Here is a 22,796-nt window from a genome sequence, read left to right as displayed (position 1 = left end):
CCGGCTCGCGCTCGCCGACTTCCCGGCACCCGCCTACGAGCACGCGCCGCTCAAGCGCTACCTGATCGGCTCGCTGCAATTCTCCTCGGGCTGCCCCTATCGCTGCGAGTTCTGCGACATCCCGCAGCTCTACGGGCGCCAGCCCAGGCTGAAGAGCCCCGAGCAGATGTGCGCCGAGCTCGACGCCATCATCAGCCAGCCCGGCCACCCGGCGGTGGTCTACTTCGTGGACGACAACTTCATCGGCAACCGCAAGGCGACGCGGGACATGCTGCCCCACCTCGTGGCGTGGCAGAAGAAGAACGACTACCCGCTCCAGTTCGCCTGCGAGGCGACGCTGAACATGGCCAAGCAGCCCGAGATCCTCGAGCTGATGCGGCAGGCGAACTTCATGACGGTGTTCGTCGGCATCGAGACGCCGGAGGCGGACGCCCTCAAGGGGATCGACAAGACCCACAACGCCGCCGTGCCGATGTACGAGGCGATCGAGACCCTGAACTCCTACGGGCTCGAGGTGACCTCGGGCATCATCCTCGGCCTCGATACCGACACCGACAAGTCCGAGCAGAACCTGATCGACTTCATCGACCGCTCGGCGATCCCGGTCCTGACGATCAACCTGCTGCAGGCGCTGCCCAAGACCCCGCTCTGGGACAGGCTGGAGCGGGAGGGCCGGCTCCTGCACGACGCCAGCCTCGAATCGAACGTGCTGTTCAAGCGTCCGCACGACGCGGTGGTGAGCTCGTGGCGCCGCGCCATCGCGCACGCCTACGAGCCGGACAAGATCTTCGAGCGCTTCAAGCACCAGTGCGCCGTCACCTACCCGCACCGGATCAAGACGCCGACCAAGGGCAAGCTCACCTTCACGAACCTGCGCCGCGGCCTGATCCTCGGCTTCAACATCATCACGCGGGTCGGCATCGTCTCCGACTACCGCCGGCCGTTCTGGCAGGCGGCGGGCTACGCCCTCAGGCGCGGGCAGATCGAGGCGGTGTTCAACATGGGCTTCGTCGCCCACCACCTGATCCGCTTCACCCGCGAGGCCCTGCGCGGCGAGCACAACGCCTCGTTCTACGCAGCCAAGGCCGCGGAGGCGAAGGAGGCGCGCGAGCGGACCTGGTGGGAGAACGCCCGGCGCCGCTTCGTGCCGGAGCGCGAGGCGGCCTGAGCCGCGCCCGGCACAGCAACCTTGCCTGCGGCGCAAAAGTCGCGTTCCGCCTCTTGGCAAGGCGCTTGCAGGCCTCTATACACCCGCTCACGCAATCACATGATCCCATGGAACGGAGCCGTATGGCTGCGCTCCATCATGAGATCCGCTCGGGCGACCGAGCGGGATGGCCGGACGGCGACGCGGACTGAGAAGTCTCGCGGGGCCTCATCCGGCCATGTCCTGTCCGAGACTGCAGGTGCCGGCTCCCGGCTTAATCCACCCGACCTGCACAGACGGGGATGACCGAATTCAAGACCCTCGCCGTGGCCCTGCCGCGGAGAGGCATCGGTTTGAACCCACTCGCCCTGGAGGCGGCCCGGAGACGGGCGGCATCCGGGAACAGGGCCGCGAAGCGTCGCACGAGGACGTTACCGGTCTCTACCGACCGCGTCCGTTCCCGGCGGCATATGCAACCGGCGGACCCCTCCCGGGTTCCGCCAACCGGAGAGAGCCCCAGTGGACCGGACAGCAAAAGCTGATCTCGTCTCGACGCTCAACGGCGTGTTCGCGAACAACGCCGTCGTCGTCGTGGCCCACTACAAGGGCCTCACGGTCGCCGACATGCAGAAGCTGCGCGCGCAGATGAAGCAGGCCGGCGCCACCGTGAAGGTCGCAAAGAACACCCTTGCGAGCCTCGCTCTCGATGGCACTGACGTCGCCTCCATCAAGCCCCTCCTGAAGGGCCCGACCCTGCTCGCCTATTCGGGCGACCCGGTCGCCGCCGCCAAGGTCGCGGTGGACTTCGCCAAGACGAACGACAAGCTCGTGATTCTCGGCGGCGCGATGGGAACGACTGCCCTGAACCCGGACGGCGTGAAGGCCCTGGCCTCGCTCCCGTCCCTGGACGAACTGCGCGGCAAGCTCGTGGGCCTCATCCAGGCGCCCGCGACCAAGCTCGCCCAGCTCACCAACGCGCCGGCGGCCAAGCTCGCCCGCGTGTTCGGGGCCTATGCCAAGAAGGACGAGGCGGCCTGAGGCCGTTCGCCCCTTTAAAACCCTTCCGTTCAAACCGATATCAAGGATAGTGAATCATGGCTGATCTCGCCAAGCTCGTCGACGACCTCTCGTCGCTGACCGTTCTCGAGGCCGCCGACCTCGCCAAGATGCTCGAGGAGAAGTGGGGCGTCTCGGCCGCTGCTGCCGTCGCCGTGGCCGCCGGCCCGGCCGCCGGTGGTGGCGCCGCTGCCGCCGCCGAGGAGCAGACCGAGTTCACGGTCGTGCTCGCCTCCGCCGGCGACAAGAAGATCGAGGTCATCAAGGAGGTCCGCGCGATCACCGGCCTCGGCCTCAAGGAGGCCAAGGACCTGGTCGAGGGCGCGCCGAAGCCCGTCAAGGAGGGCGTCGCCAAGGACGAGGCCGAGAAGCTCAAGGCCCAGCTCGAGAAGGCCGGCGCCAAGGTCGAGCTCAAGTAAGACCCCGGTGGGCCGCACCCGGCCCACCCCTCCACGGCGGCTTGTCCACAGCCGATCGTGACCGGAGCCCGCGGGTGTCGCCACCCGCGGGCTAAGGTCGCTTCGGACGACCCCCGGGTCGTCGGACGCGACCGGCGGGCCCTGGAACGGGTCCGGACAGGAATTCGAGACGGGTGGCGCGGTCCGGCGGGGCGCGCGTCACGGGTCCGGCGCGGGAACGACGGTTTCCCCGGACCACCAGGACGCGGGTAGGAGCGAGGTCACATGGCCAACACGCTGGTCGGTCGCAAGCGCATTCGGAAGTTCTTCGGCAAGATCAAGGAAGTCGCCGAGATGCCGAACCTCATCGAGGTTCAGAAGGCGTCCTACGACCAGTTCCTGATGGTGGACGAGCCCGAGGGTGGCCGGGGCGACGAGGGCCTCCAGAGCGTGTTCAAGTCGGTGTTCCCGATCTCGGACTTCGCCTCGACGTCGCTGCTCGAGTTCGTGCGCTACACCTTCGAGCCGCCGAAGTACGACGTCGACGAGTGCCGCCAGCGCGGCATCACCTTCGCGGCCCCGCTGAAGGTGACGCTGCGCCTGATCGTGTTCGACGTCGATCCGGACACCCAGGCGAAGTCGGTCAAGGACATCAAGGAGCAGGACGTCTACATGGGCGACATGCCCCTGATGACGGAGAACGGCACCTTCATCGTCAACGGCACCGAGCGCGTCATCGTCTCGCAGATGCACCGGTCCCCGGGCGTGTTCTTCGACCACGACAAGGGCAAGACGCACTCGTCGGGCAAGCTGCTGTTTGCCGCCCGCATCATCCCGTATCGCGGCTCCTGGCTCGACGTCGAGTTCGACGCCAAGGACATCGTGCACGTGCGCATCGACCGGAAGCGCAAGCTTCCGGTCACCTCGCTGCTGTTCGCGCTGGGCCTCGACGGCGAGGAGATCCTCTCGACCTTCTACAACCACGTGACCTACGACCGGGACGGCGCCGACTGGCGCGTGCCGTTCGACGCCGAGCGCCTGAAGGGCTTCAAGGCCTCCGTAGACCTGATCGACGCCGATTCGGGCGAGGTGGTGCTGGAGGCGGGCAAGAAGCTCAACGCCCGCAACGCCCGCCAGATCACCGAGAAGGGCACGAAGTTCCTGCGTGCCACGGACGAGGACCTCGTCGGCCAGTACGTGGCCGAGGATCTCGTCAACATGCAGACCGGCGAGATCTGGGCCGAGGCCGGCGAGGAGATCACCGAGAAGCTCCTCAAGGCGCTCGACGAGGTCGGCATCACCGCGCTGCCGGTGCTCGACATCGACCACGTCAACGTCGGCCCCTACATCCGCAACACGCTCGCCGTGGACAAGAACTCGGCCCGCGAGGGCGCGCTGTTCGACATCTACCGCGTGATGCGCCCGGGCGAGCCGCCGACGCTGGAGACGGCCGAGGCGATGTTCCACTCGCTGTTCTTCGACGCCGAGCGCTACGACCTCTCCGCGGTCGGCCGCGTGAAGATGAACATGCGCCTCGACCTCGACGCCGCCGACACCGTCCGGACGCTCCGCAAGGAGGACATGCTGGCGGTCGTCAAGGCGCTCGTCGAGCTGCGCGACGGCAAGGGCGAGATCGACGACATCGACCACCTCGGCAACCGCCGCGTCCGCTCGGTCGGCGAGCTGATGGAGAACCAGTACCGTCTGGGCCTGCTCCGCATGGAGCGCGCCATCCGCGAGCGCATGAGCCAGGTCGACATCGACACGGTGATGCCGCAGGACCTGATCAACGCGAAGCCCGCGGCCGCGGCCGTGCGCGAGTTCTTCGGCTCCAGCCAGCTCTCGCAGTTCATGGACCAGACCAACCCGCTCTCCGAGGTGACGCACAAGCGCCGCCTGTCGGCCCTCGGCCCGGGCGGCCTGACCCGCGAGCGCGCCGGCTTCGAGGTGCGCGACGTGCACCCGACGCACTATGGCCGCATCTGCCCGATCGAGACGCCGGAAGGCCCGAACATCGGCCTGATCAACTCGCTGGCGACCTTCGCCCGCGTGAACAAGTACGGCTTCATCGAGACCCCGTTCCGCCGCGTGAAGGACGGCGTGGTCACCACCGAGGTCGCCTATCTGTCGGCCATGGAGGAGGCGAAGTACTACGTCGCCCAGGCCAACGCCCAGATGGACGAGAACTTCAAGCTCACCGAGGAGCTGGTGGTCTGCCGTCGCGCCGGCGAGGTCATCGTCGTCGGCCCCGAGCGCGTCGATCTCATGGACGTGTCGCCGAAGCAGCTCGTCTCGGTTGCCGCGGCGCTGATCCCGTTCCTCGAGAACGACGACGCCAACCGGGCGCTGATGGGCTCGAACATGCAGCGCCAGGCGGTGCCGCTGGTCCGCGCCGACGCGCCCTTCGTCGGCACCGGCATGGAGGCCGTGGTCGCTCGCGACTCCGGCGCCGCCATCGCGGCGCGCCGCACCGGCATCATCGACCAGGTGGACGCCACCCGTATCGTCATCCGGGCCACCGAGGAGGCCGACGCCAACAAGCCGGGCGTCGACATCTACCGCCTGCAGAAGTTCCAGCGCTCCAACCAGTCGACCTGCATCACGCAGAAGCCGTTGGTCCGCGTCGGCGAGTTCGTGAAGAAGGGCGAGATCATCGCCGACGGACCGTCCACCGAGTTCGGCGAGCTGGCGCTCGGCCGGAACGTGCTCGTCGCGTTCATGCCGTGGAACGGCTACAACTTCGAGGACTCGATCCTGCTCTCCGAGCGGATCGTGAAGGATGACGTGTTCACCTCGATCCACATCGAGGAGTTCGAGGTGATGGCCCGCGACACCAAGCTGGGCCCGGAGGAGATCACCCGCGACATCCCGAACGTCTCGGAGGAGGCGCTCAAGAACCTCGACGAGGCCGGCATCGTCTATATCGGCGCCGAGGTGCACGCGGGCGACATCCTGGTCGGCAAGATCACGCCGAAGGGCGAGAGCCCGATGACGCCGGAGGAGAAGCTCCTTCGCGCCATCTTCGGCGAGAAGGCGTCCGACGTGCGCGACACGTCCCTGCGCGTGCCCCCCGGCGTCACGGGCACGATCGTCGAGGTCCGGGTGTTCAACCGCCACGGCGTCGACAAGGACGAGCGCGCCCAGGCGATCGAGCGCGAGGAGATCGAGCGCCTCGCCAAGGACCGCGACGACGAGCAGGCGATCCTCGACCGCAACACCTACGCGCGGCTCGCCGACACGCTCATCGGCCAGGCCCCGATCGCCGGTCCGCGCGGCTTCCGCAAGGACACGGTGCTCACCCGCGAGGTGATGAGCGAGTACCCGCGCTCGCAATGGTGGCAGTTCGCCGTCGTCGACGACCGTCTCATGACCGAGATGGAGGCGATGCAGAAGCAGTACGACGAGTCGAAGAAGCGCCTCGAGCAGCGCTTCCTCGACAAGGTCGAGAAGCTGCAGCGCGGCGACGAGCTCCCGCCCGGCGTCATGAAGATGGTCAAGGTCTTCGTGGCGGTGAAGCGCAAGATCCAGCCCGGCGACAAGATGGCCGGCCGCCACGGCAACAAGGGCGTGGTGTCGCGCATCGTGCCGATCGAGGACATGCCGTTCCTTGAGGACGGCACGCACGCCGACATCGTGCTCAACCCGCTCGGCGTGCCGAGCCGCATGAACGTCGGTCAGATCCTCGAGACGCACCTCGGCTGGGCGGCTGCGGGCCTGGGTCGCAAGGTGTCCAAGGCGGTCGATGCCTATCTGAAGACGCAGGACATCGCGCCGCTGAAGGAGGAGATGAAGGCGATCTACTCCCCCCACGAGCTCGAGGGCCTGACGGACGAGGAGTACGCCGAGGTCGGCAACAACCTCCGCCGCGGCGTGCCGATGGCGACGCCGGTGTTCAACGGTGCCAAGGAAGCCGACATCGAGCAGATGCTGGAGATGGCCGGGCTCGACCGCTCGGCGCAGTCGACCCTCTACGACGGTCGCACCGGCGAGCCCTTCGACCGCAAGGTCACCATGGGCTACATCTACATGCTGAAGCTCCACCACCTCGTGGACGACAAGATTCACGCGCGCTCGATCGGCCCGTACTCGCTCGTCACCCAGCAGCCGCTGGGCGGCAAGGCGCAGTTCGGCGGCCAGCGCTTCGGCGAGATGGAGGTCTGGGCGCTGGAGGCCTACGGCGCGGCCTACACGCTGCAGGAGATGCTCACGGTGAAGTCGGACGACGTGGCCGGCCGCACCAAGGTCTACGAGGCGATCGTCCGCGGCGACGACACCTTCGAGGCCGGCATCCCCGAGAGCTTCAACGTGCTGGTGAAGGAGATGCGCTCGCTCGGCCTCAACGTCGAGCTGACGAGCTCCAAGCAGCAGCAGGCGGCCAACGACCAGCTCGAGCCGCCCGCCAACGCCGCCGAGTAGCGACAGACGACACCTCCCGTGCCGGTGACGCGCCGGCACGGTTCGAGCGGGGAGGGGCGGGGCCTCCGACGGTTTGAGACGGCCAGCGGCGTCCGGCAGGGCGCTGCGCCGAGGGTGTTTTTCGGACGTGGCGGCGCAGGCGCGGCGCGGCCCGTCGAGCCAAGGAGTGGATCATGAACCAAGAGGTCATGAACCTTTTCAACCAGCAGGCCCAGCCCCAGAGCTTCGACCAGATCAAGATCTCGATCTCCAGCCCCGAGAAGATCCTCTCGTGGTCCTACGGCGAGATCAAGAAGCCCGAGACGATCAACTACCGCACCTTCAAGCCCGAGCGCGACGGCCTGTTCTGCGCGCGCATCTTCGGGCCCATCAAGGACTACGAGTGCTTGTGCGGTAAGTACAAGCGCATGAAGTACAAGGGCGTCATCTGCGAGAAGTGCGGCGTCGAGGTGACGCTGGCGCGCGTCCGGCGCGACCGCATGGGCCATATCGAGCTGGCCGCCCCGGTCGCGCACATCTGGTTCCTCAAGTCGCTGCCCTCGCGCATCGGCCTGCTGCTCGACATGGCGCTCAAGGACCTTGAGCGGATCCTGTACTTCGAGTCGTACTGCGTCATCGAGCCGGGCCTCACGCCCCTGAAGGAGCGCCAGCTCCTCTCGGAGGAGGAGTACCTGCGCGCTCAGGAGGAGTACGGCGAGGATTCGTTCACGGCGATGATCGGCGCCGAGGCCATCCGGCGCATCCTGCAGGAGCTCGACCTCGACAAGATCGCCAACGATCTGCGCGAGGAGATCGCCGTCACCACCTCGGAGCTGAAGCCCAAGAAGCTCCTGAAGCGCCTCAAGATCATCGAGGCGTTCCAGATGTCGGGCAACCGGCCCGAGTGGATGATCCTGACGGTCGTCCCCGTCATCCCGCCGGACCTGCGCCCGCTGGTTCCGCTGGACGGCGGCCGCTTCGCGACGTCGGATCTCAACGACCTCTACCGCCGCGTCATCAACCGCAACAACCGCCTGAAGCGGCTGATCGAGCTGCGCGCGCCCGACATCATCATCCGCAACGAGAAGCGCATGCTTCAGGAGGCGGTGGACGCGCTGTTCGACAACGGCCGCCGCGGCCGCGTCATCACGGGCGCCAACAAGCGCCCGCTGAAGTCGCTCGCCGACATGCTGAAGGGCAAGCAGGGCCGCTTCCGCCAGAACCTGCTCGGCAAGCGCGTCGACTATTCGGGCCGCTCGGTCATCGTGGTCGGCCCCGAGCTGAAGCTGCACCAGTGCGGCCTCCCGAAGAAGATGGCCTTGGAGCTGTTCAAGCCCTTCATCTACGCGCGCCTCGACGCCAAGGGATTCTCGGCCACCGTCAAGCAGGCCAAGAAGCTCGTCGAGAAGGAGAAGCCGGAGGTCTGGGACATCCTCGATGAGGTGATCCGCGAGCACCCGGTGATGCTGAACCGCGCGCCGACGCTGCACCGCCTCGGCATCCAGGCCTTCGAGCCGAAGCTGATCGAGGGCAAGGCGATCCAGCTGCACCCGCTGGTCTGCGCCGCGTTCAACGCCGACTTCGACGGCGACCAGATGGCCGTGCACGTCCCCCTGAGCCTCGAGGCTCAGCTGGAGGCGCGCGTCCTGATGATGTCGACCAACAACATCCTGCACCCCGCGAACGGCCAGCCGATCATCGTGCCGTCGCAGGACATCGTGCTCGGCCTGTACTACCTCTCGATCGTCGCCGAGGGCGCGGTCGGCGCGTACAACGCCGACAACAAGCAGAACCCGATGCAGGGCGTCTACGGCGACATCGGCGAGCTGGAGCACGCTCTGGCCGCCAAGGCCGTCTCGCTGCACTCGAAGATCAAGTGGCGCTGGAAGGGCATCGGCCCGGACGGCGAGCCGCTGACCCAGATCTACGAGACCACCCCGGGCCGCGTGATCCTCTCGGGCGCGCTCCCGAAGCACCGCAAGGTGCCCTTCGACGTCGTCAACAAGCTGATGACCAAGAAGGAGATCTCGGCGATGATCGACACCGTCTACCGCCACTGCGGTCAGAAGGAGTCGGTGATCTTCTGCGACCGCATCATGGCGCTCGGCTTCAGCCACGCCTTCCGCGCCGGCATCTCGTTCGGCAAGGACGACATGGTGGTGCCGGACAACAAGTGGTCGATCGTCGACGCGACCCGCACGCTCGTGAAGGATTACGAGCAGCAGTACAACGACGGCCTGATCACCCAGGGCGAGAAGTACAACAAGGTCGTCGACGCCTGGGCGAAGTGCTCCGACAAGCTGGCCCAGGAGATGATGGGCCGGATCTCGTCGGTGCAGAAGGACGAGAACGGCGCCGACAAGCAGGTCAACTCGATCTACATGATGAGCCACTCGGGCGCCCGCGGCTCGCCGGCGCAGATGAAGCAGCTCGCGGCGATGCGCGGCCTGATGGCGAAGCCCTCGGGCGAGATCATCGAGACCCCGATCATCTCGAACTTCAAGGAAGGCCTCGACGTTCTCGAGTACTTCAACTCGACCCACGGCGCCCGGAAGGGTCTGGCCGACACGGCGCTCAAGACCGCCAACTCGGGCTACCTCACCCGCCGCCTCGTCGACGTGGCGCAGGACGCGGTGATCCGCGAGGTGGATTGCGGCACCACCAACGGCATCCGGATGCGCGCCATCATCGACGCGGGTCAGGTCGTGGCCACGCTCGCCACCCGCATCCTCGGCCGCGCCACGGCGGAGGATCTGGTCGCGCAGGACGGCACGGTCATCGTCAAGACCGGCGAGACCATCGAGGAGCGCCACCTGCCGGCGATCACCGCCGCCGGCATCCAGGAGGTGAAGATCCGCTCGGTGCTCGTCTGCGCCACCAAGAGCGGCGTCTGCGCCACCTGCTACGGGCGCGACCTCGCCCGCGGCACGCCCGTCAACATGGGCGAGGCCGTCGGCGTCATCGCGGCGCAGTCGATCGGCGAGCCGGGCACCCAGCTCACCATGCGCACCTTCCACATCGGCGGTGCGGCGCAGATCGCGGACTCGTCCTTCATCGAGTCGAGCTTCGAGGGCACCATCCGGATCCGCAACCGGGCGCTCGCGAAGAACTCGGACGGCGACCTCATCGCCACCGGCCGCAACGTGGCCGTGGTGATCGTGGGCTCGGACGGGGCCGAGCGGGCGGTGCACCGCCTGCAGTACGGCGCCAAGGTGCGGGTCGACGAGGGCGACAAGATCAAGCGCGGGCAGCGGATCGCCGAGTGGGATCCCTACACCCGTCCGATCGTCGCCGAGGTGGACGGCGTCGTGGCCTACGAGGACCTCTACGACGGCCAGTCGATCACCGAGACGGCCGACGAGTCGACGGGCATCTCGAAGCGCGTCGTCATCGACTGGCGCGGTTCGGCCCGGACCTCGGACCTCAAGCCCGCGATGGTCATCGTGGACCAGGACGGCAAGCCGATCCGCCTGCCGCGCGGCTCGGAGGCCCGCTACCTCCTGCCCGTCGACGCCATCATCGGCTACGACCCGGGCGGCACGGTGAAGGCCGGCGACATCCTGGCCCGCGTCTCGACCGACTCGGCCAAGACCCGCGACATCACCGGCGGTCTGCCGCGGGTGGCGGAGCTGTTCGAGGCGCGCCGCCCGAAGGACGCGGCGATCATCGCCGAGAAGTCGGGCACGATCGCCTTCGGCCGGGACTACAAGAACAAGCGCCGGCTCTCGCTGACGCCGCACGACGGTTCGGAGACGGTCGAGTACCTGATCCCCAAGGGCAAGCACATCCACTTGCAGGACGGGGACGTGGTGGAGCTCGGCGACTACATCGTCGACGGCAACCCGGCGCCGCACGACATCCTGGCGATCAAGGGCGTGGAGGAGCTTGCCGCCTACCTCGTCAACGAGATCCAGGAGGTCTACCGGCTCCAGGGCGTGTCGATCAACGACAAGCACATCGAGGTGATCGTCCGGCAGATGCTGCAGAAGGTGGAAGTCACCGAGAGCGGCGATTCGGACATCATCCCGGGTGACCAGATCGACCGGACCGAGCTGACCGACATCAACGAGAAGCTTCTGGCCGAGGGCAAGAAGCCGGTCGTGGGCGTGCCGGTGCTGCTCGGCATCACCAAGGCCTCGCTGCAGACGAAGTCGTTCATCTCGGCGGCCTCGTTCCAAGAGACCACCCGCGTCCTCACGGAAGCGGCGGTCAACGGCAAGGTCGACACGCTGGAAGGCCTCAAGGAGAACGTCATCGTCGGCTCGCTCATCCCGGCCGGCACGGGCTCCCTGGTGGCGGACATCCGCTCGATCGCGCGCCGCCGCGACAACCTCATCCTGCAGCAGAAGCAGGCCGAGAGCGGTGCCGGCCAGATCGAGGAGTTCTCGCCCGCGGCGGAGTGATCCGCTCCGGAGAGACGAAGCACAGAGGGCGGCCCCGCGGGGCCGCCCTTTCTCGTTTGGCGGACCGCCCTTTTCCCGGACGCCTGGAGCGTCAGCGGAAGGTGATCCGGGATCCAGAGGATGAAGTGCCGCGCAGCGGCGCGATCTTGAGCAACGTTGCAGGGTTCGGGCGCTCCGCGTCTCCTTGCGCTGGATCCCGGATCACCTTCCGCTTCGCTCCAGGCGTCCGGGAAAGGGGCATCGCGCAAAGTCCTCGATCGATGCGCGCCCGGCATCGATCCATCCAGTCTTTGAGTTGGACCCGGAAGAGTCGGACGACCACTCTGGCATCTGCGGAGAATCCTCAGGTTTCTTCGCCCGTCACGGCAAAAGCCGGGCGGCCCATGCTGGGAGGAATTGCCCATGAGCGCGCAGACGAGCGCCGGCCTTGCCGTGTCCGATGCCCGGCGAAGCCGCGTCCGGATCTCCATCGTCCTGATGCTGTTCGTCGCCACGACGATCAACTACGCCGACCGCGCGACCATCTCGATCGCGGGCCCCGCCCTGTCGAAGGATCTCGGGCTCGACGCCGTGCAGATGGGCTACGTGTTCTCGGCCTTCGCGTGGTCCTACGTGCTCGCCCAGATCCCCGGCGGCTGGCTGCTCGACCGCTACGGCGTGAAGTGGGTCTACGCGGCCGCGATCTTCCTGTGGTCGGCCTTCACGCTGGTGCAGGGCGCGGTCGGCTTCTTCACGGGCGCCACCGCGGTCGCGCTGCTGTTCGCGCTGCGGCTGGCCGTCGGCCTCGCCGAGGCGCCGGTCTTTCCCGCCAACGCCCGCATCACGGCAGCGTGGTTCCCCGCCAAGGAGCGGGGCATGGCCTCGGCCTTCTTCAACTCGGCACAGTACTTCGCCACCGTGCTGTTCACGCCGCTCATGGCCTGGGTGGTCCACCATTTCGGCTGGCACCACGTCTTCACCATGATGGGCGCGCTCGGCATCGCCTTCGCGCTGCTCTGGACCCAGGTGATCCACGGCCCGAAGGACCATCCGAGCATGAACGCGGCCGAGCGCGACTACATCGAGCGGGGCGGCGCGCTGCTCGACATGGACGGCCAGGGCTCGGCCAGGCAGGCCAATGTCGGCCGCACGCTGAAGCAGCTGCTGGCCAACCGCATGCTGCTCGGCATCTATGTGGGCCAGTACTGCATCACCACGCTGACCTACTTCTTCCTGACGTGGTTCCCGGTCTACCTCGTGAAGGAGCGCGGGCTGTCGATCCTGCAGGCAGGCTTCGCGGCGGTGCTTCCGGCGCTGTGCGGCTTCGTCGGCGGCATCCTGGGCGGCGTCATCTCCGACATGCTTCTGCGCCGCGGCCACTCGCTCACCGCCGCCCGCAAGATCCCGATCGTCGGCGGCATGCTGCTGTCGATGTCGATCATCGGCTGCAACTACGTGCAGGCGGACGCCGTCGTGGTCGGCCTGATGGCGCTGGCCTTCTTCGGCAAGGGCATCGGGGCGCTCGGCTGGGCCGTGGTCTCGGACACCTCGCCGCGGGAGAGCGGCGGCCTCTCGGGCGGCCTGTTCAACACGTTCGGCAATACCGCCGGCATCACCACCCCGATCGCGATCGGCTACATCGTGCAGAGCACGGGCTCGTTCAACGGGGCGCTGATCTTCGTCGGTCTCAACGCGCTGGTGGCCTGCTTCTGCTACCTCGTGGTGGTCGGCGAGATCCGCCGGGTCGAGCTGCGCTGAGGCGCCGGCCCGGAGACAAACCTGTGCTCATCTCGGCGGCCGCGGGGCTTCCCCGCGGCCCTTGTCGTAGGGTTGCGGGCATGTTCGATTTCAGCCAGCTGCGCTGCTTCGTGGCGGTCGCCGAGGAGCTGCATTTCGGCCGGGCCGCCGCCCGGCTGAACATGACGCAGCCGCCCCTCTCCCGGCAGATCCAGGTTCTGGAGCGCGTGCTCGACGCCCAGCTCCTCGACCGCACGAGCCGCTCGGTGCGGCTCACTGCGGCCGGGCGCAGCTTCCTGCCCGAGGCGCAGCGGATCCTCAGGCTCGCCGAGACCGCCGCGCACGTCACCCGGCAGGTGGCGGCGGGGCGGGCGGGCGTGCTCAAGCTCGGCTTCACGGCGGCCTCCGCCTACGACTTCCTGCCCCGCCTCGTCACCGCCTGCCGGGCCGCCCTGCCCGATGTCACGCTGAGCTTGCGCGAGATGGTGACGAAGGACCAGCTCGAGGGCCTGCTCTCAGGCCAGCTCGACGCGGCGCTCGTGCGTCCGATGGTGACGCATCCCGAGCTGGAGACGGCCCGCGCGCTGGCCGAGCCGCTGATCGCGGCGGCGCCGGCCGGGCACGCGCTGGCGGGCCGGTCCGCGCTGACGCCGGAGGATTTTCGCGGCGCGGCCTTCGTCGCCTACGCGCCGCACGAGGCGAGCTACTTCCACGACCTCGTGGCGGCGCTCTTCGCGGAGGCCGGCGTGCAGCCGCGCGTCCTGCAGCAGCTCACGCAGATACACTCGATCCTGGCGCTGGTGCGGGCCGGGATCGGCCTCGCGCTGGTGCCGGCGGCGGCCGAGCGCCTGCGCTTCGAGGGCGTAGCTTTCCGGCCCCTCGCCCTGCCGCGGCCGCACCCCGCCGAGCTGATGCTGAGCTGGCGGCGCGACCACGACAACCCGCTGGTCGACGCGCTGCGCGGCATCGTGGGCGACCTTGAGCACTGATGCGGTCCGGCACCGTCGCGCCCTTTCCCGGGTGCATGCAGCGTCAGCGGAATGCGACCCGGGACCGAGCACACGATGACGCGCAGCGTCCGCATGGTTGCCGGTGCTGAAGATCGAGCCGCTTCGCGGCGCTTCAGTCGCCGGATCCCGGATCACCCTCCGCTGACGCTCCGGGCGTCCGGGAAAGGGTGGAGTTTCCAGTGCCCATCTGCACGGACGATGCGCGGTGAAGGCAAGGTGATCTTTTATCGATGCACGTCCGGCATCGGTCGATCCAGAGGCGGCATTGGATCTCCGTACCCGGCGGCACTAGCCTGATCTGAAAATCGGGCCTTCCGTGCAAGGGAGTCCCGCCGGAGGAAACCGATGCTGAGCGATCTGGTAGCCCCGCCGCGTCCCGTCGGCGACGCCCCCCGCACGATCCGGGTCCACCCGAAGGACAACGTCGCGATCGTGGTCAACGCCTTCGGGCTGCCGGCCGGCACGGTGTTCCCGGACGGCCTGACGCTCACCGAGTTCGTGCCCCAGGGCCACAAGGTTGCACTCGCCGACGTGCCGCGGGGCGGCCACGTCGTGCGCTACGGCGAGGTGGTGGGGATTGCCCTGCGGGACATCCCGCGCGGCTCCTGGGTCGAGGAATCCTGCGTCGAGACGCCGGTCGCCCCCGCCCTCGACGCGCTGGAGACGTGTACCCGCGTGCCGGCGCCCCTGCCGCCGCTCGACGGCTACACCTTCGAGGGTTTTCGCAATCCGGACGGCAGCGTCGGCACGAAGAACATCCTGGCGATCTCGACCAGCGTGCAGTGCGTGACCGGCACGCTCGACGTCGCGATCCGGCGCATCAAGCAGGAATTGCTGCCGCGCTTCCCCAACGTGGACGACGTGATCGGCCTGACCCACGCCTATGGCTGCGGCGTCGCCATCAACGCGCCGGAGGCGGTGATCCCGATCCGCACCCTCCAGAGCCTCGCCCAGAACCCGAATTTCGGCGGCGCGGTCATGGTGGTGGGCCTCGGCTGCGAGAAGCTCGTCTCCGAGCGCCTCGTGCCCGGCCGGCAGGGAACGGCCGAGGATCCGGAGAACGTGGTCCGCCTGCAGGACGAGCGCCACGAGGGTTTCGGCAGCATGATCGACAGCATCATGCGGATGGCCGAGGCGCGGCTCCAGGTGCTGAACCGGCGTACCCGTGAGACCTGTCCGGCCTCCGACCTCGTGGTCGGCCTGCAATGCGGCGGCAGCGACGCCTTCTCGGGCGTCACCGCCAACCCGGCGCTCGGCTTCGCCGCCGACCTGCTGGTGCGCTGCGGCGCCACCGTGCTGTTCTCCGAGGTGACGGAGGTGCGCGACGCGATCCACCTGCTCACCCCGCGGGCCGCGACCCCGGAGGTCGCCGACGCGCTGATCCGCGAGATGGCGTGGTACGACGATTATCTCGAGAAGGGCGGCGCCGACCGGCGGGCGAACCCGTCGCCCGGCAACAAGCGCGGCGGGCTCAACAACATCGTCGAGAAGGCGCTGGGATCGGTCGCCAAATCCGGCACCAGCGCGATCACGAGCGTGTTGGCCCCGGGCGAGCGGGTGCGCGAGCGGGGGCTGATCTTCGCGGCGACGCCGGCCAGCGACTTCGTCTGCGGCACCCTGCAGCTCGCCTCCGGCATCACGCTTCAGGTGTTCTCGACGGGCCGCGGCACGCCCTACGGCCTCGCACAGGCCCCGGTGATCAAGGTCGCCACGCGCAGCGAACTCGCCCGGCGCTGGTCCGACCTGATCGACCTCGACGCGGGTAAGGTCGCCACCGGCGAGGCGACGATCGAAGAGATGGGCTGGGAGCTGTTCCGCCTGATCCTCGACGTGGCGAGCGGGTGCAAGCAGCCCTGGTCGGACCGCTGGGGCCTCTACAACGACCTGACGCTGTTCAACCCGGCGCCGATCACCTGATCCTCCTCCGCTCTCCGCCCGGCCTGGTCAGGCGATGCGGCGCACCGTCCGCGGATCGACCGCGTCCGCCAGCCCGTCGCCGAGGCTGTTCAGCGCCACCAGCGTCGTGACCAGCAGGAGGGCCGGGGCCGCCAGCATGTGCGGAGCCGATTCGATCGCCCGCGAGCCCTCGGCCACCAGCACGCCCCAGCTGGTCTCGGGCTCCTGCACGCCGAGGCCGAGGAACGAGAGAAAGCTCTCCAGCAGGATCACCCGGGGCACCAGCAGGGTCGCGGCGACGAGGATCGGCCCCAGCGCGTTCGGCACCACGTGGCGCACGAGGATCTGCCGCGCGGTCAGCCCCAGCGCTTCCGCCGCGCGGACGAAGTCGCAGGCCTTCAGGGCCTGCGCCTGCCCGCGCACGATGCGGGCCATGTCGAGCCACTCGACCGCCGCGATGGCGAAGAGGATCAGCCCGAGGCCGGGGCGGAAGAACACCACCAGCACGATCACGAAGAACACGAAGGGCAGGGCGTAGAGCACGTCCACGAGCCGCATCATCACGGCATCGACCGCGCCGCCCGCGAAGCCCGCCACCGCCCCGTAGGCGACTCCGACGACAAGGGCGACGAGCGTCGCCGTGAGGCCGATCAGGAGCGAGACCCGGCCCGCCACGAGGCTGCGGGTGAGGAGGTCGCGCCCGTGCACGTCGGTGCCGAGGGGGAAGTGCAGCCGCCGCAGCGGCGCCTCGACGACGAGGCGGCGCCCGTCGGCGGACGCCTCGACCACCCGGGCCTCGCCGAACAGGTCGGAGCGCGGCAGGTAGACGAGGCCGCGCCGGTCCACCGGCTCGTCCGAGCCGAGGACGAGGCGGACGGAATCCGGGCCCTGTTCGAACCCTTCGAGCCGTGCCCGCATCCGGTAGGCGAGGCGTTCCAGCGCCGGTCCGATCCGGTCGGGCGCCGGCTGAGGTCCGAGCCCCGCGCCGAGCTGGCGCAGATCCGGATAGGCGCGCTCGGGCGCGTGGCCGGTGAGCAGCGGGCCGACCAAGCAGGCCAGCGCCACGAGGACGAGCACGGCAAGGCTTGCCCACGCCCCGCGGCCGAGGCGACGGAGCACGCCGCGGCCCGGCGCGCTCACGCGCGCCCCCGCAGGCGCGGGTCGGCCCAGGCAGCGGCGAGGTCGGCCGCGAGGTTCAGCACGACGACGAACACGCCGACGAGCAGCACCGTGCCCATCACCAGCGTGTAGTCGCGGTTGAGCGCCCCCTCAACGAAGTAGCGCCCGATGCCGGGCAGCCCGAACACCGTCTCGACCACCACGGACCCGGTGAGCAGGCCGGTGGCAAGCGGCCCGGCCAGCGCGATCACCGGCAGGAGCGCGCCGCGCAGCGCGTGGCGCAGCACCCGGCCCGGAGGGAGCCCGAGGCTGCGCATGGTCCGCACCGGCTGGGCGCGGAGCGCCTCGGCGAGGGAGGCCCGGGTGAGCCGCGCCACCGCGCCGATCTGGGGCAGGGCGAGGGTGATCACCGGCAGGACGAGGTGGCCCGGCGCGCCCCCACCCCAGCCGCCGAGCGGCAGCCAGTGCAGGGCGAGTCCGAAGCCGATCTGCAGGAGAGGCGCCACGACGAAGCTCGGCAGGGAGAGGCTCAAGCCCGCCAGCAGGGTGACGGCGCGGTCGGTGGCGCCGCCCTGCCGCAGGGCCGCGAGGCAGCCGAACCCGATGCCGATCCCCAGGGCGAGGAGGAGGGCAAGCGCGCCGAGCGTCAGCGAGACCGGCAGCCCGCGGGCGAGGAGATCGGCCACGGTCAGATCGCGGAACGAGAAGGAGGGTCCGAGATCACCCCGCGCCAGGGCACCGAGGTAGCGGCCGAACTGGACGAGGAGCGGCTGGTCGAGCCCGTAGACCCGGCGCAGGTTCTCCATCGCGGCCGGCGCGAGGGGACGTTCGAGGTCGAACGGGCCGCCGGGCGCGAGCCGCATCAGGAAGAAGCTCGCGGCGACGACGAGGAGGAGGGTGGGCACGGCCTGCGCGAGGCGGCGGAGGACGAGGCCGATCATGGGCGGGGGCCCGCCTCGAGCGCGCGGAGCATCGATCCCATCATCCCTCCAGCCTCAGGAACCGCGTCGGCGCGGCGTTGCGGAGGTTCGGGTGGTAGCCATGCAGCCGCGGGCTGATCAGCGCCTTGGAGCGGGTGTGCATCACCGGGATCCAGGGCAGGTCGCGCATCAGGATCGCCTCGGCGCGCCAGAGCAGGTCGGCGCGGGCCGTGATGTCCGGCTCGCGGGCAGAGGCGTCGAGGAGCGCGTCGTAGGCCGGATCGGCGAAGCGGCCGGGATTCATCCCGTCGTTGCCGGAGCGGAGCAGGAACAGGAAGTTCTGCGGGTCGGAATAGTCGGCGATCCACGACATCCGGGCGATATCGAAGTCGCCGCCGTCGCGCAGATAGGCGAAATGCGTCTTGGCGTCGGTGTAGACGAAGCGCGTCTCGATCCCGAGCGCGCGCCACATCTCGGCCAAAGCCACCGCGGTGTTGCGGTTGTTGTCCGTGGTGTTGAAGCGGTACTCGACCCGCAAGGGGCGGCCCGGCCCGAACCCGGCCTCGGCCAGCAGGCGCCGCGCCTCCGCCTCGTGGTCGATCGGAAAGCCCCGGCGCCCCTCGGTCTCGGGCGGGGCGCGGTAATTGTCGAGCCCCGGCGGGCAGAAGGACCAGGCCGGGCTCATCGTGCCGCCCCAGAGCGCTTCCGCCAGATAAGGCCGGTCGATCGCGAGCGAGAGGGCGCGGCGCACCCGCGGGTCCGAGAAGGGCGCCTTGCGGGTGTTCACCGCCAGCGCGTAGAGGCCGAGACCGGGCCCGAGCACGACCTGATCGCCGAAGCGGCGCTTGAGCGCCGCCATCTGGTCACCGGGCAGATCGGCGAGCGAGTCGATCTCGCCGGCCGCGTACCGTCGCACCGCGCTGGCCAGATCCGGCGTCGGCAGGAAGGCGACCTCCGGGATCGCGACCTCGGCGACCGCGTGGAAATGCGGGTTGCGCACGAGCGTGATCCGGTCGTTCGGAACGAGGTCGCGCAGCCGATAGGGTCCGTTGGACACGAGGTTGCCCGGCCGCGTGAAGGCGTCGCCGAACCGCTCGACGGAGGCCGGGTGCACCGGAAGGCTGGTCTGGTGGGTGAGGAGTTCGAGGAGGTACGGCGTCGGGTTGTCGAGCGCGATCACCAGGGTGCGCGGGTCCGGCGCCGTGACGCCGAGCTGATCCGGGGACATCGCGCCGGCATTCACCGCGGCGGCGTTGCGGATCGGAAAGAGCACCTCGGCGTATTTCGCCGCCGTCGCGGGGGCGAGGATCCGGCGCAGCGCGTACACGAAGGCCCCCGCCTCGACCGGCTCGCCGTTCGACCAGCGCCCCTCGGTCCGCAACCGGAAGGTGTAGGTGCGGCGATCGTCCGATATCGTCCAGCTCTCGGCCGCGCCCGGTATGATGGCGCCCCGGTTGTCGTAGGTCAGCAACCCCTCGAAGAGGTCGCGCAGGATGTGCGCCTCGGCCACCGTCGAGGAGCGGTGCGGGTCGAGCGTCTCGGGATCGGCGTCGTTGCCGCGCCGGTAGAGCGGCGCGCCCACGGCCCGCGCCGGGCGGGGCAGGGCGGCGAGCGCCGCCGCGCCGGAGACGAAGTCGCGGCGGCGCAAGGATATCAGGCGCCGGTCTCCGGCACGAGGCCCGCCGCCTCGATGCCGGCCACCGCGCAGGCCTCGTCGTTGTCCGAGGTGTCGCCCGAGACGCCGACGGCGCCGAGGAGCCGCCCGTCGCGGGCGCGGATCAGCACGCCGCCCGGGACCGGCACGAGGCCCGCCGGGCCCGCGACCTCCGCGACCGCCGTGAGGAAGTAGGCCTGAACCTCGGCCCGCTTGTGCAGCGCCCGCGAGCCGAGCCCGAGGGCGAGCGCCCCGTTCGCCTTGCCCATCGCCACCTCGGCCCGGCGCAGCGAGGTGCCGTCCTCCACCTGGACACATTTCAGAGACCCGCGGGCATCATATACAACCACCGCGAGCGGCTGCAGGCCGCGCGCGCGCGCCGCCTCCAGGGCGGTCGCCACGATGGTTCGGGCAGCGTCGAGCGTCAGGTCGATCATCGTCACACGTCGAGGGGGAGAGGACCACGAGGCGGGCCGGGCACCCGCCGCAGAGCGGAGACGAAACGATTAGCATGCGCCGTGCAATCATCCACATCGGAATGCCGCGGACGGGCTCCACCGCCCTTCAGGAGGTGCTGGCCGGCCTCAGGCCGAGGCTCGCGGAGGCCGGGCTGCTCTACCCCGAACTCGCGCCGCCGGGCTCTCATCCCGACCGGGACGTCAACCACCAGCCGCTCGGCGAAGTCCTCGACGGGCGCCGTCCGCGCGCCGAGCGCAGCGTCGTGCTCGGACGCCTCGACGAGGCCCTGCGGCGGACCCGGGCCGACACGGTGATCCTCTCCTACGAGGACTTCTCGGTGCAGCGCCCCCGCTTCGGCGTGCCCGAGACCCTGCGGGAGATCCTGGCGCGGCGCGGCTTCGCACCGGAGGTGCTGATGGTGGTCAAGCCGCCCTTCGCCTTCCTGAACTCGGCCTACGCCCACCGCGCCCAGCTCATCCGCGAGACCGGCAGCTTTCGCGACTACCTGGCGCTGCACTGGCGCTCCGGCCGGATCGACTACCGGGCGCTGGTCGCGCCCTGGGCCGAGGCCGCGGACGGCCGGGTCACGGCGGTGCCGCTCGCCGACCGGCGCTCGGCGGAGCCGCTCGTCGGCCGCATCGTCGAGGCCCTCGGTCTCGGCGACCGCTTGGGCGACCTGATCGGTGCGCAAGCCGCGGGCTACCGCAGCAACCGCTCCTCCGGGCCGGTCGCGGTCGAGGCCTCGCGCCGCCTGCGGGCGCTGCGGGTGCACCGCCAGGTTGCAGGTCATCCCCGCCGCATCGGCCACGCCCTCGATGAGGCGGCCTGGGCGCGCGGGCTCGACCCGGAGCCGTTCCGCGGCGAGGCGCCGGAATACCGCGCGCGCATCGAGACGCACACCTTCGAGACGCGCGAGCGCTTCGCCAAACTCGCCTGGGGGCAGTCCTGGGACGCCGTGGTAGCGCCGGGCCGGGACCTTCCGCCGAACGAGCTGGCGCACCGGACGATTCCGGCCCAGACCGAGGCCGCGATCGCGGCCCTGGTGAGCGAGACCATGCGGCGCTTCGGCTTCCGCGAGCCGGCGCCGCTGCTGGCCAGATCCGCCGCCCGGATCGAGGACGGCGCGATGGGGCTCGCCCGGCTCGCCGGGTGGGAGAGCCGCTGGCGGGTGTGCTGAGCGGCGGATCTCAGCCGAGGCCGCCCGCCTCCTCGATGAAGCGGGCGACCCTGTCGGCGCCCGCGCCCTCCCGCAGGGAGGCGAAGACGTAGGGCCGCTCGCCCCGCATGCGCCGCGTGTCGCTCTCCATCACGCCGAGATCGGCCCCGACGAGGGGGGCGAGGTCGGTCTTGTTGACGATGAGAAGGTCGGAGCGGGTGATGCCCGGGCCGCCCTTGCGGGGGATCTTCTCGCCGCCCGCCACGTCGATGACGTAGAGCGTGATGTCGGCCAGCTCCGGCGAGAAGGTCGCCGCGAGGTTGTCCCCGCCCGACTCGATCAGCACGAGGTCCAGCCTGGGGAAGCGGCGGCGCATCTCGGCCACCGCCGCGAGGTTGATCGAGGCATCCTCGCGGATCGCCGTGTGGGGGCAGCCGCCGGTCTCGACGCCCATGATGCGCTCCTCGGGCAAGGCGCCGGCCACCGTGAGGATGCGCGCGTCCTCCTTGGTGTAGATGTCGTTGGTGATGGCGCAGATCTCGTAGCGGTCGCGGAAGCGCTTGCAGAGTTGCTCCATCAGGGCCGTCTTGCCCGAGCCGACCGGGCCGCCGATGCCGACGCGCAAGGGACCATTGAGGGGACCGTTCTGCGAGGTCATGACTGGATCTTCCCTTGTGCGAGGCGGGCGAGGATCTCGAGCGCGCGCCCGATCTCGTCCGCGCTGTTGAAGACGTGCGGCGAGAGCCGCACGAGCGGCGGCAACCCCCGAGCGTCCGCGTCGAGCGGCGCGGCGGCCCGCAGCGAAAGCCCGGCCGCGATGCCGGCCTGCGCGAGCGCGGCCCGCAATGCGGCAGAGTCGTGTCCCGCCAGCGTGACCGTGACGAGCCCGGCGGGGTCGGGGCCGAGATCGTGGACCGTCGCGCCCGGGAGCGCGGCGATGCCCTGCCGGAGCGCGGTGGCGAGAGCGCCGACGCGCGCCGCGATCCGGTCGAGCCCGAGGTCGAGGGCGTACTCGACGGCGGCACCGAGCCCGAGCCGGGCGGCGTGGTCGTACTCGTAGGTCTCGAAGCGGCGGGCGTCGTCGCGGAGCCGGTAGCCGTCCCCGTCGAGGGGCGCGCCGAAATGGTCGAGCATCAGTGGCTCCAGCCGGTCGAGCCAGGCGCGCCGCACGTAGAGGAAGCCGGTGCCGCGGGGCCCGCGCAGGAACTTCCGGCCCGTGGCCGCGAGCATGTCGCAGCCGAGCGCCGCGACATCGACCGGGCGCTGCCCGACCATCTGGCAGGCGTCGAGCAGGAACGGGATGCCGTGCGCTCGGGCGAGCGCCCCGATCTCCGCCACCGGATTCACGAGGCCGCCGTTCGAGGGGATCGCGGCGGCGGCGATCAGCCGGACACGGGTGTCGTGCATCCGCGCGAGGGCCACGACGTCGATGCGCCAGTCCGGCGCGGCGGGGATCACCTCGACCAC

Annotated in this window: 15 protein-coding genes; 9 read left to right on the top strand and 6 right to left on the bottom strand. The window is 69.8% G+C overall.

All coding sequences use genetic code 11. The annotated features are described in order from the left end of the window. From AX737_RS08420 to garD, 8 genes are all read left to right on the top strand, one after another. On the top strand, window positions 1–1,168 hold a 1,168-nt coding region (locus AX737_RS08420), incomplete at its 5' end, for a DUF4070 domain-containing protein (protein ID WP_066920559.1). Between the two features lie 498 nt (window positions 1,169–1,666). Further along, window positions 1,667–2,185, top strand: coding sequence for a 50S ribosomal protein L10 (gene rplJ / locus AX737_RS08415; protein ID WP_066920557.1), 519 nt, complete (start codon window positions 1,667–1,669; stop codon window positions 2,183–2,185). 56 nt (window positions 2,186–2,241) lie between these two features. Next, complete coding sequence (gene rplL / locus AX737_RS08410; protein ID WP_066920555.1) at window positions 2,242–2,622, top strand: 50S ribosomal protein L7/L12; 381 nt, start codon at window positions 2,242–2,244, stop codon at window positions 2,620–2,622. 264 nt (window positions 2,623–2,886) lie between these two features. Next, the gene (gene rpoB, locus AX737_RS08405; protein WP_066920553.1) at window positions 2,887–7,017 is read left to right on the top strand and encodes a DNA-directed RNA polymerase subunit beta; all 4,131 of its coding nucleotides are present in this window, start codon (window positions 2,887–2,889) and stop codon (window positions 7,015–7,017) included. Between the two features lie 173 nt (window positions 7,018–7,190). Then, the gene (gene rpoC, locus AX737_RS08400) at window positions 7,191–11,399 is read left to right on the top strand and encodes a DNA-directed RNA polymerase subunit beta' (RefSeq protein ID WP_066920551.1); all 4,209 of its coding nucleotides are present in this window, start codon (window positions 7,191–7,193) and stop codon (window positions 11,397–11,399) included. A gap of 402 nt (window positions 11,400–11,801) precedes the next feature. Then, window positions 11,802–13,136: an MFS transporter gene (locus tag AX737_RS08395; protein ID WP_066920549.1), complete on the top strand. Its 1,335-nt coding sequence runs from the start codon at window positions 11,802–11,804 to the stop codon at window positions 13,134–13,136. A gap of 80 nt (window positions 13,137–13,216) precedes the next feature. After that, window positions 13,217–14,104: a LysR family transcriptional regulator gene (locus AX737_RS08390; protein WP_066920547.1), complete on the top strand. Its 888-nt coding sequence runs from the start codon at window positions 13,217–13,219 to the stop codon at window positions 14,102–14,104. A gap of 366 nt (window positions 14,105–14,470) precedes the next feature. Beyond that, the gene (garD, locus tag AX737_RS08385) at window positions 14,471–16,042 is read left to right on the top strand and encodes a galactarate dehydratase (RefSeq protein WP_066920545.1); all 1,572 of its coding nucleotides are present in this window, start codon (window positions 14,471–14,473) and stop codon (window positions 16,040–16,042) included. 27 nt (window positions 16,043–16,069) lie between these two features. On the opposite strand, the gene AX737_RS08380 is transcribed toward garD, so the two are convergent. The 4 genes from AX737_RS08380 to AX737_RS08365 are packed head-to-tail and all read right to left on the bottom strand — an operon-like array spanning window position 16,070 to window position 20,151. Beyond that, window positions 16,070–17,161 (bottom strand): ABC transporter permease, encoded by a 1,092-nt coding sequence (locus tag AX737_RS08380; RefSeq protein ID WP_066920543.1) that lies wholly within the window; start codon window positions 17,159–17,161, stop codon window positions 16,070–16,072. Further along, window positions 17,158–18,081 (bottom strand): ABC transporter permease subunit, encoded by a 924-nt coding sequence (locus AX737_RS08375; protein ID WP_066920541.1) that lies wholly within the window; start codon window positions 18,079–18,081, stop codon window positions 17,158–17,160. Before AX737_RS08375 ends, AX737_RS08380 begins: the two co-directional genes overlap by 4 nt. Window positions 18,082–18,121: 40 nt before the next feature. Next, window positions 18,122–19,714 (bottom strand): peptide ABC transporter substrate-binding protein, encoded by a 1,593-nt coding sequence (locus AX737_RS08370; RefSeq protein ID WP_066920560.1) that lies wholly within the window; start codon window positions 19,712–19,714, stop codon window positions 18,122–18,124. Continuing rightward, on the bottom strand, window positions 19,714–20,151 hold the full coding sequence (locus tag AX737_RS08365; protein WP_066920539.1) for a heme-binding protein: 438 nt from the start codon (window positions 20,149–20,151) through the stop codon (window positions 19,714–19,716). Before AX737_RS08365 ends, AX737_RS08370 begins: the two co-directional genes overlap by 1 nt. A gap of 74 nt (window positions 20,152–20,225) precedes the next feature. Here AX737_RS08365 and AX737_RS08360 point away from each other — a divergent pair, with 74 nt between their 5' ends. Then, window positions 20,226–21,350 (top strand): hypothetical protein, encoded by a 1,125-nt coding sequence (locus AX737_RS08360; RefSeq protein ID WP_066920537.1) that lies wholly within the window; start codon window positions 20,226–20,228, stop codon window positions 21,348–21,350. 10 nt (window positions 21,351–21,360) lie between these two features. Here AX737_RS08360 and ureG read toward each other — a convergent pair whose 3' ends face one another. Both ureG and AX737_RS08350 read right to left on the bottom strand, forming a co-directional pair. Beyond that, on the bottom strand, window positions 21,361–21,987 hold the full coding sequence (ureG, locus tag AX737_RS08355) for an urease accessory protein UreG (RefSeq protein WP_066920535.1): 627 nt from the start codon (window positions 21,985–21,987) through the stop codon (window positions 21,361–21,363). Continuing rightward, the coding region (locus AX737_RS08350; RefSeq protein WP_156453597.1) for an aminotransferase class V-fold PLP-dependent enzyme at window positions 21,984–22,796 on the bottom strand (813 nt) is incomplete at its 5' end. The genes AX737_RS08350 and ureG, both read right to left, overlap by 4 nt.

Source organism: Methylobacterium sp. CCH5-D2 (assembly GCF_001556475.1).
GTDB classification, from domain to species: Bacteria; Pseudomonadota; Alphaproteobacteria; order Rhizobiales; family Beijerinckiaceae; genus Methylobacterium; species Methylobacterium hispanicum.
Note: the sequence above shows the minus strand (reverse complement) of the source record. Positions and strands in the feature narration are given on the sequence as shown.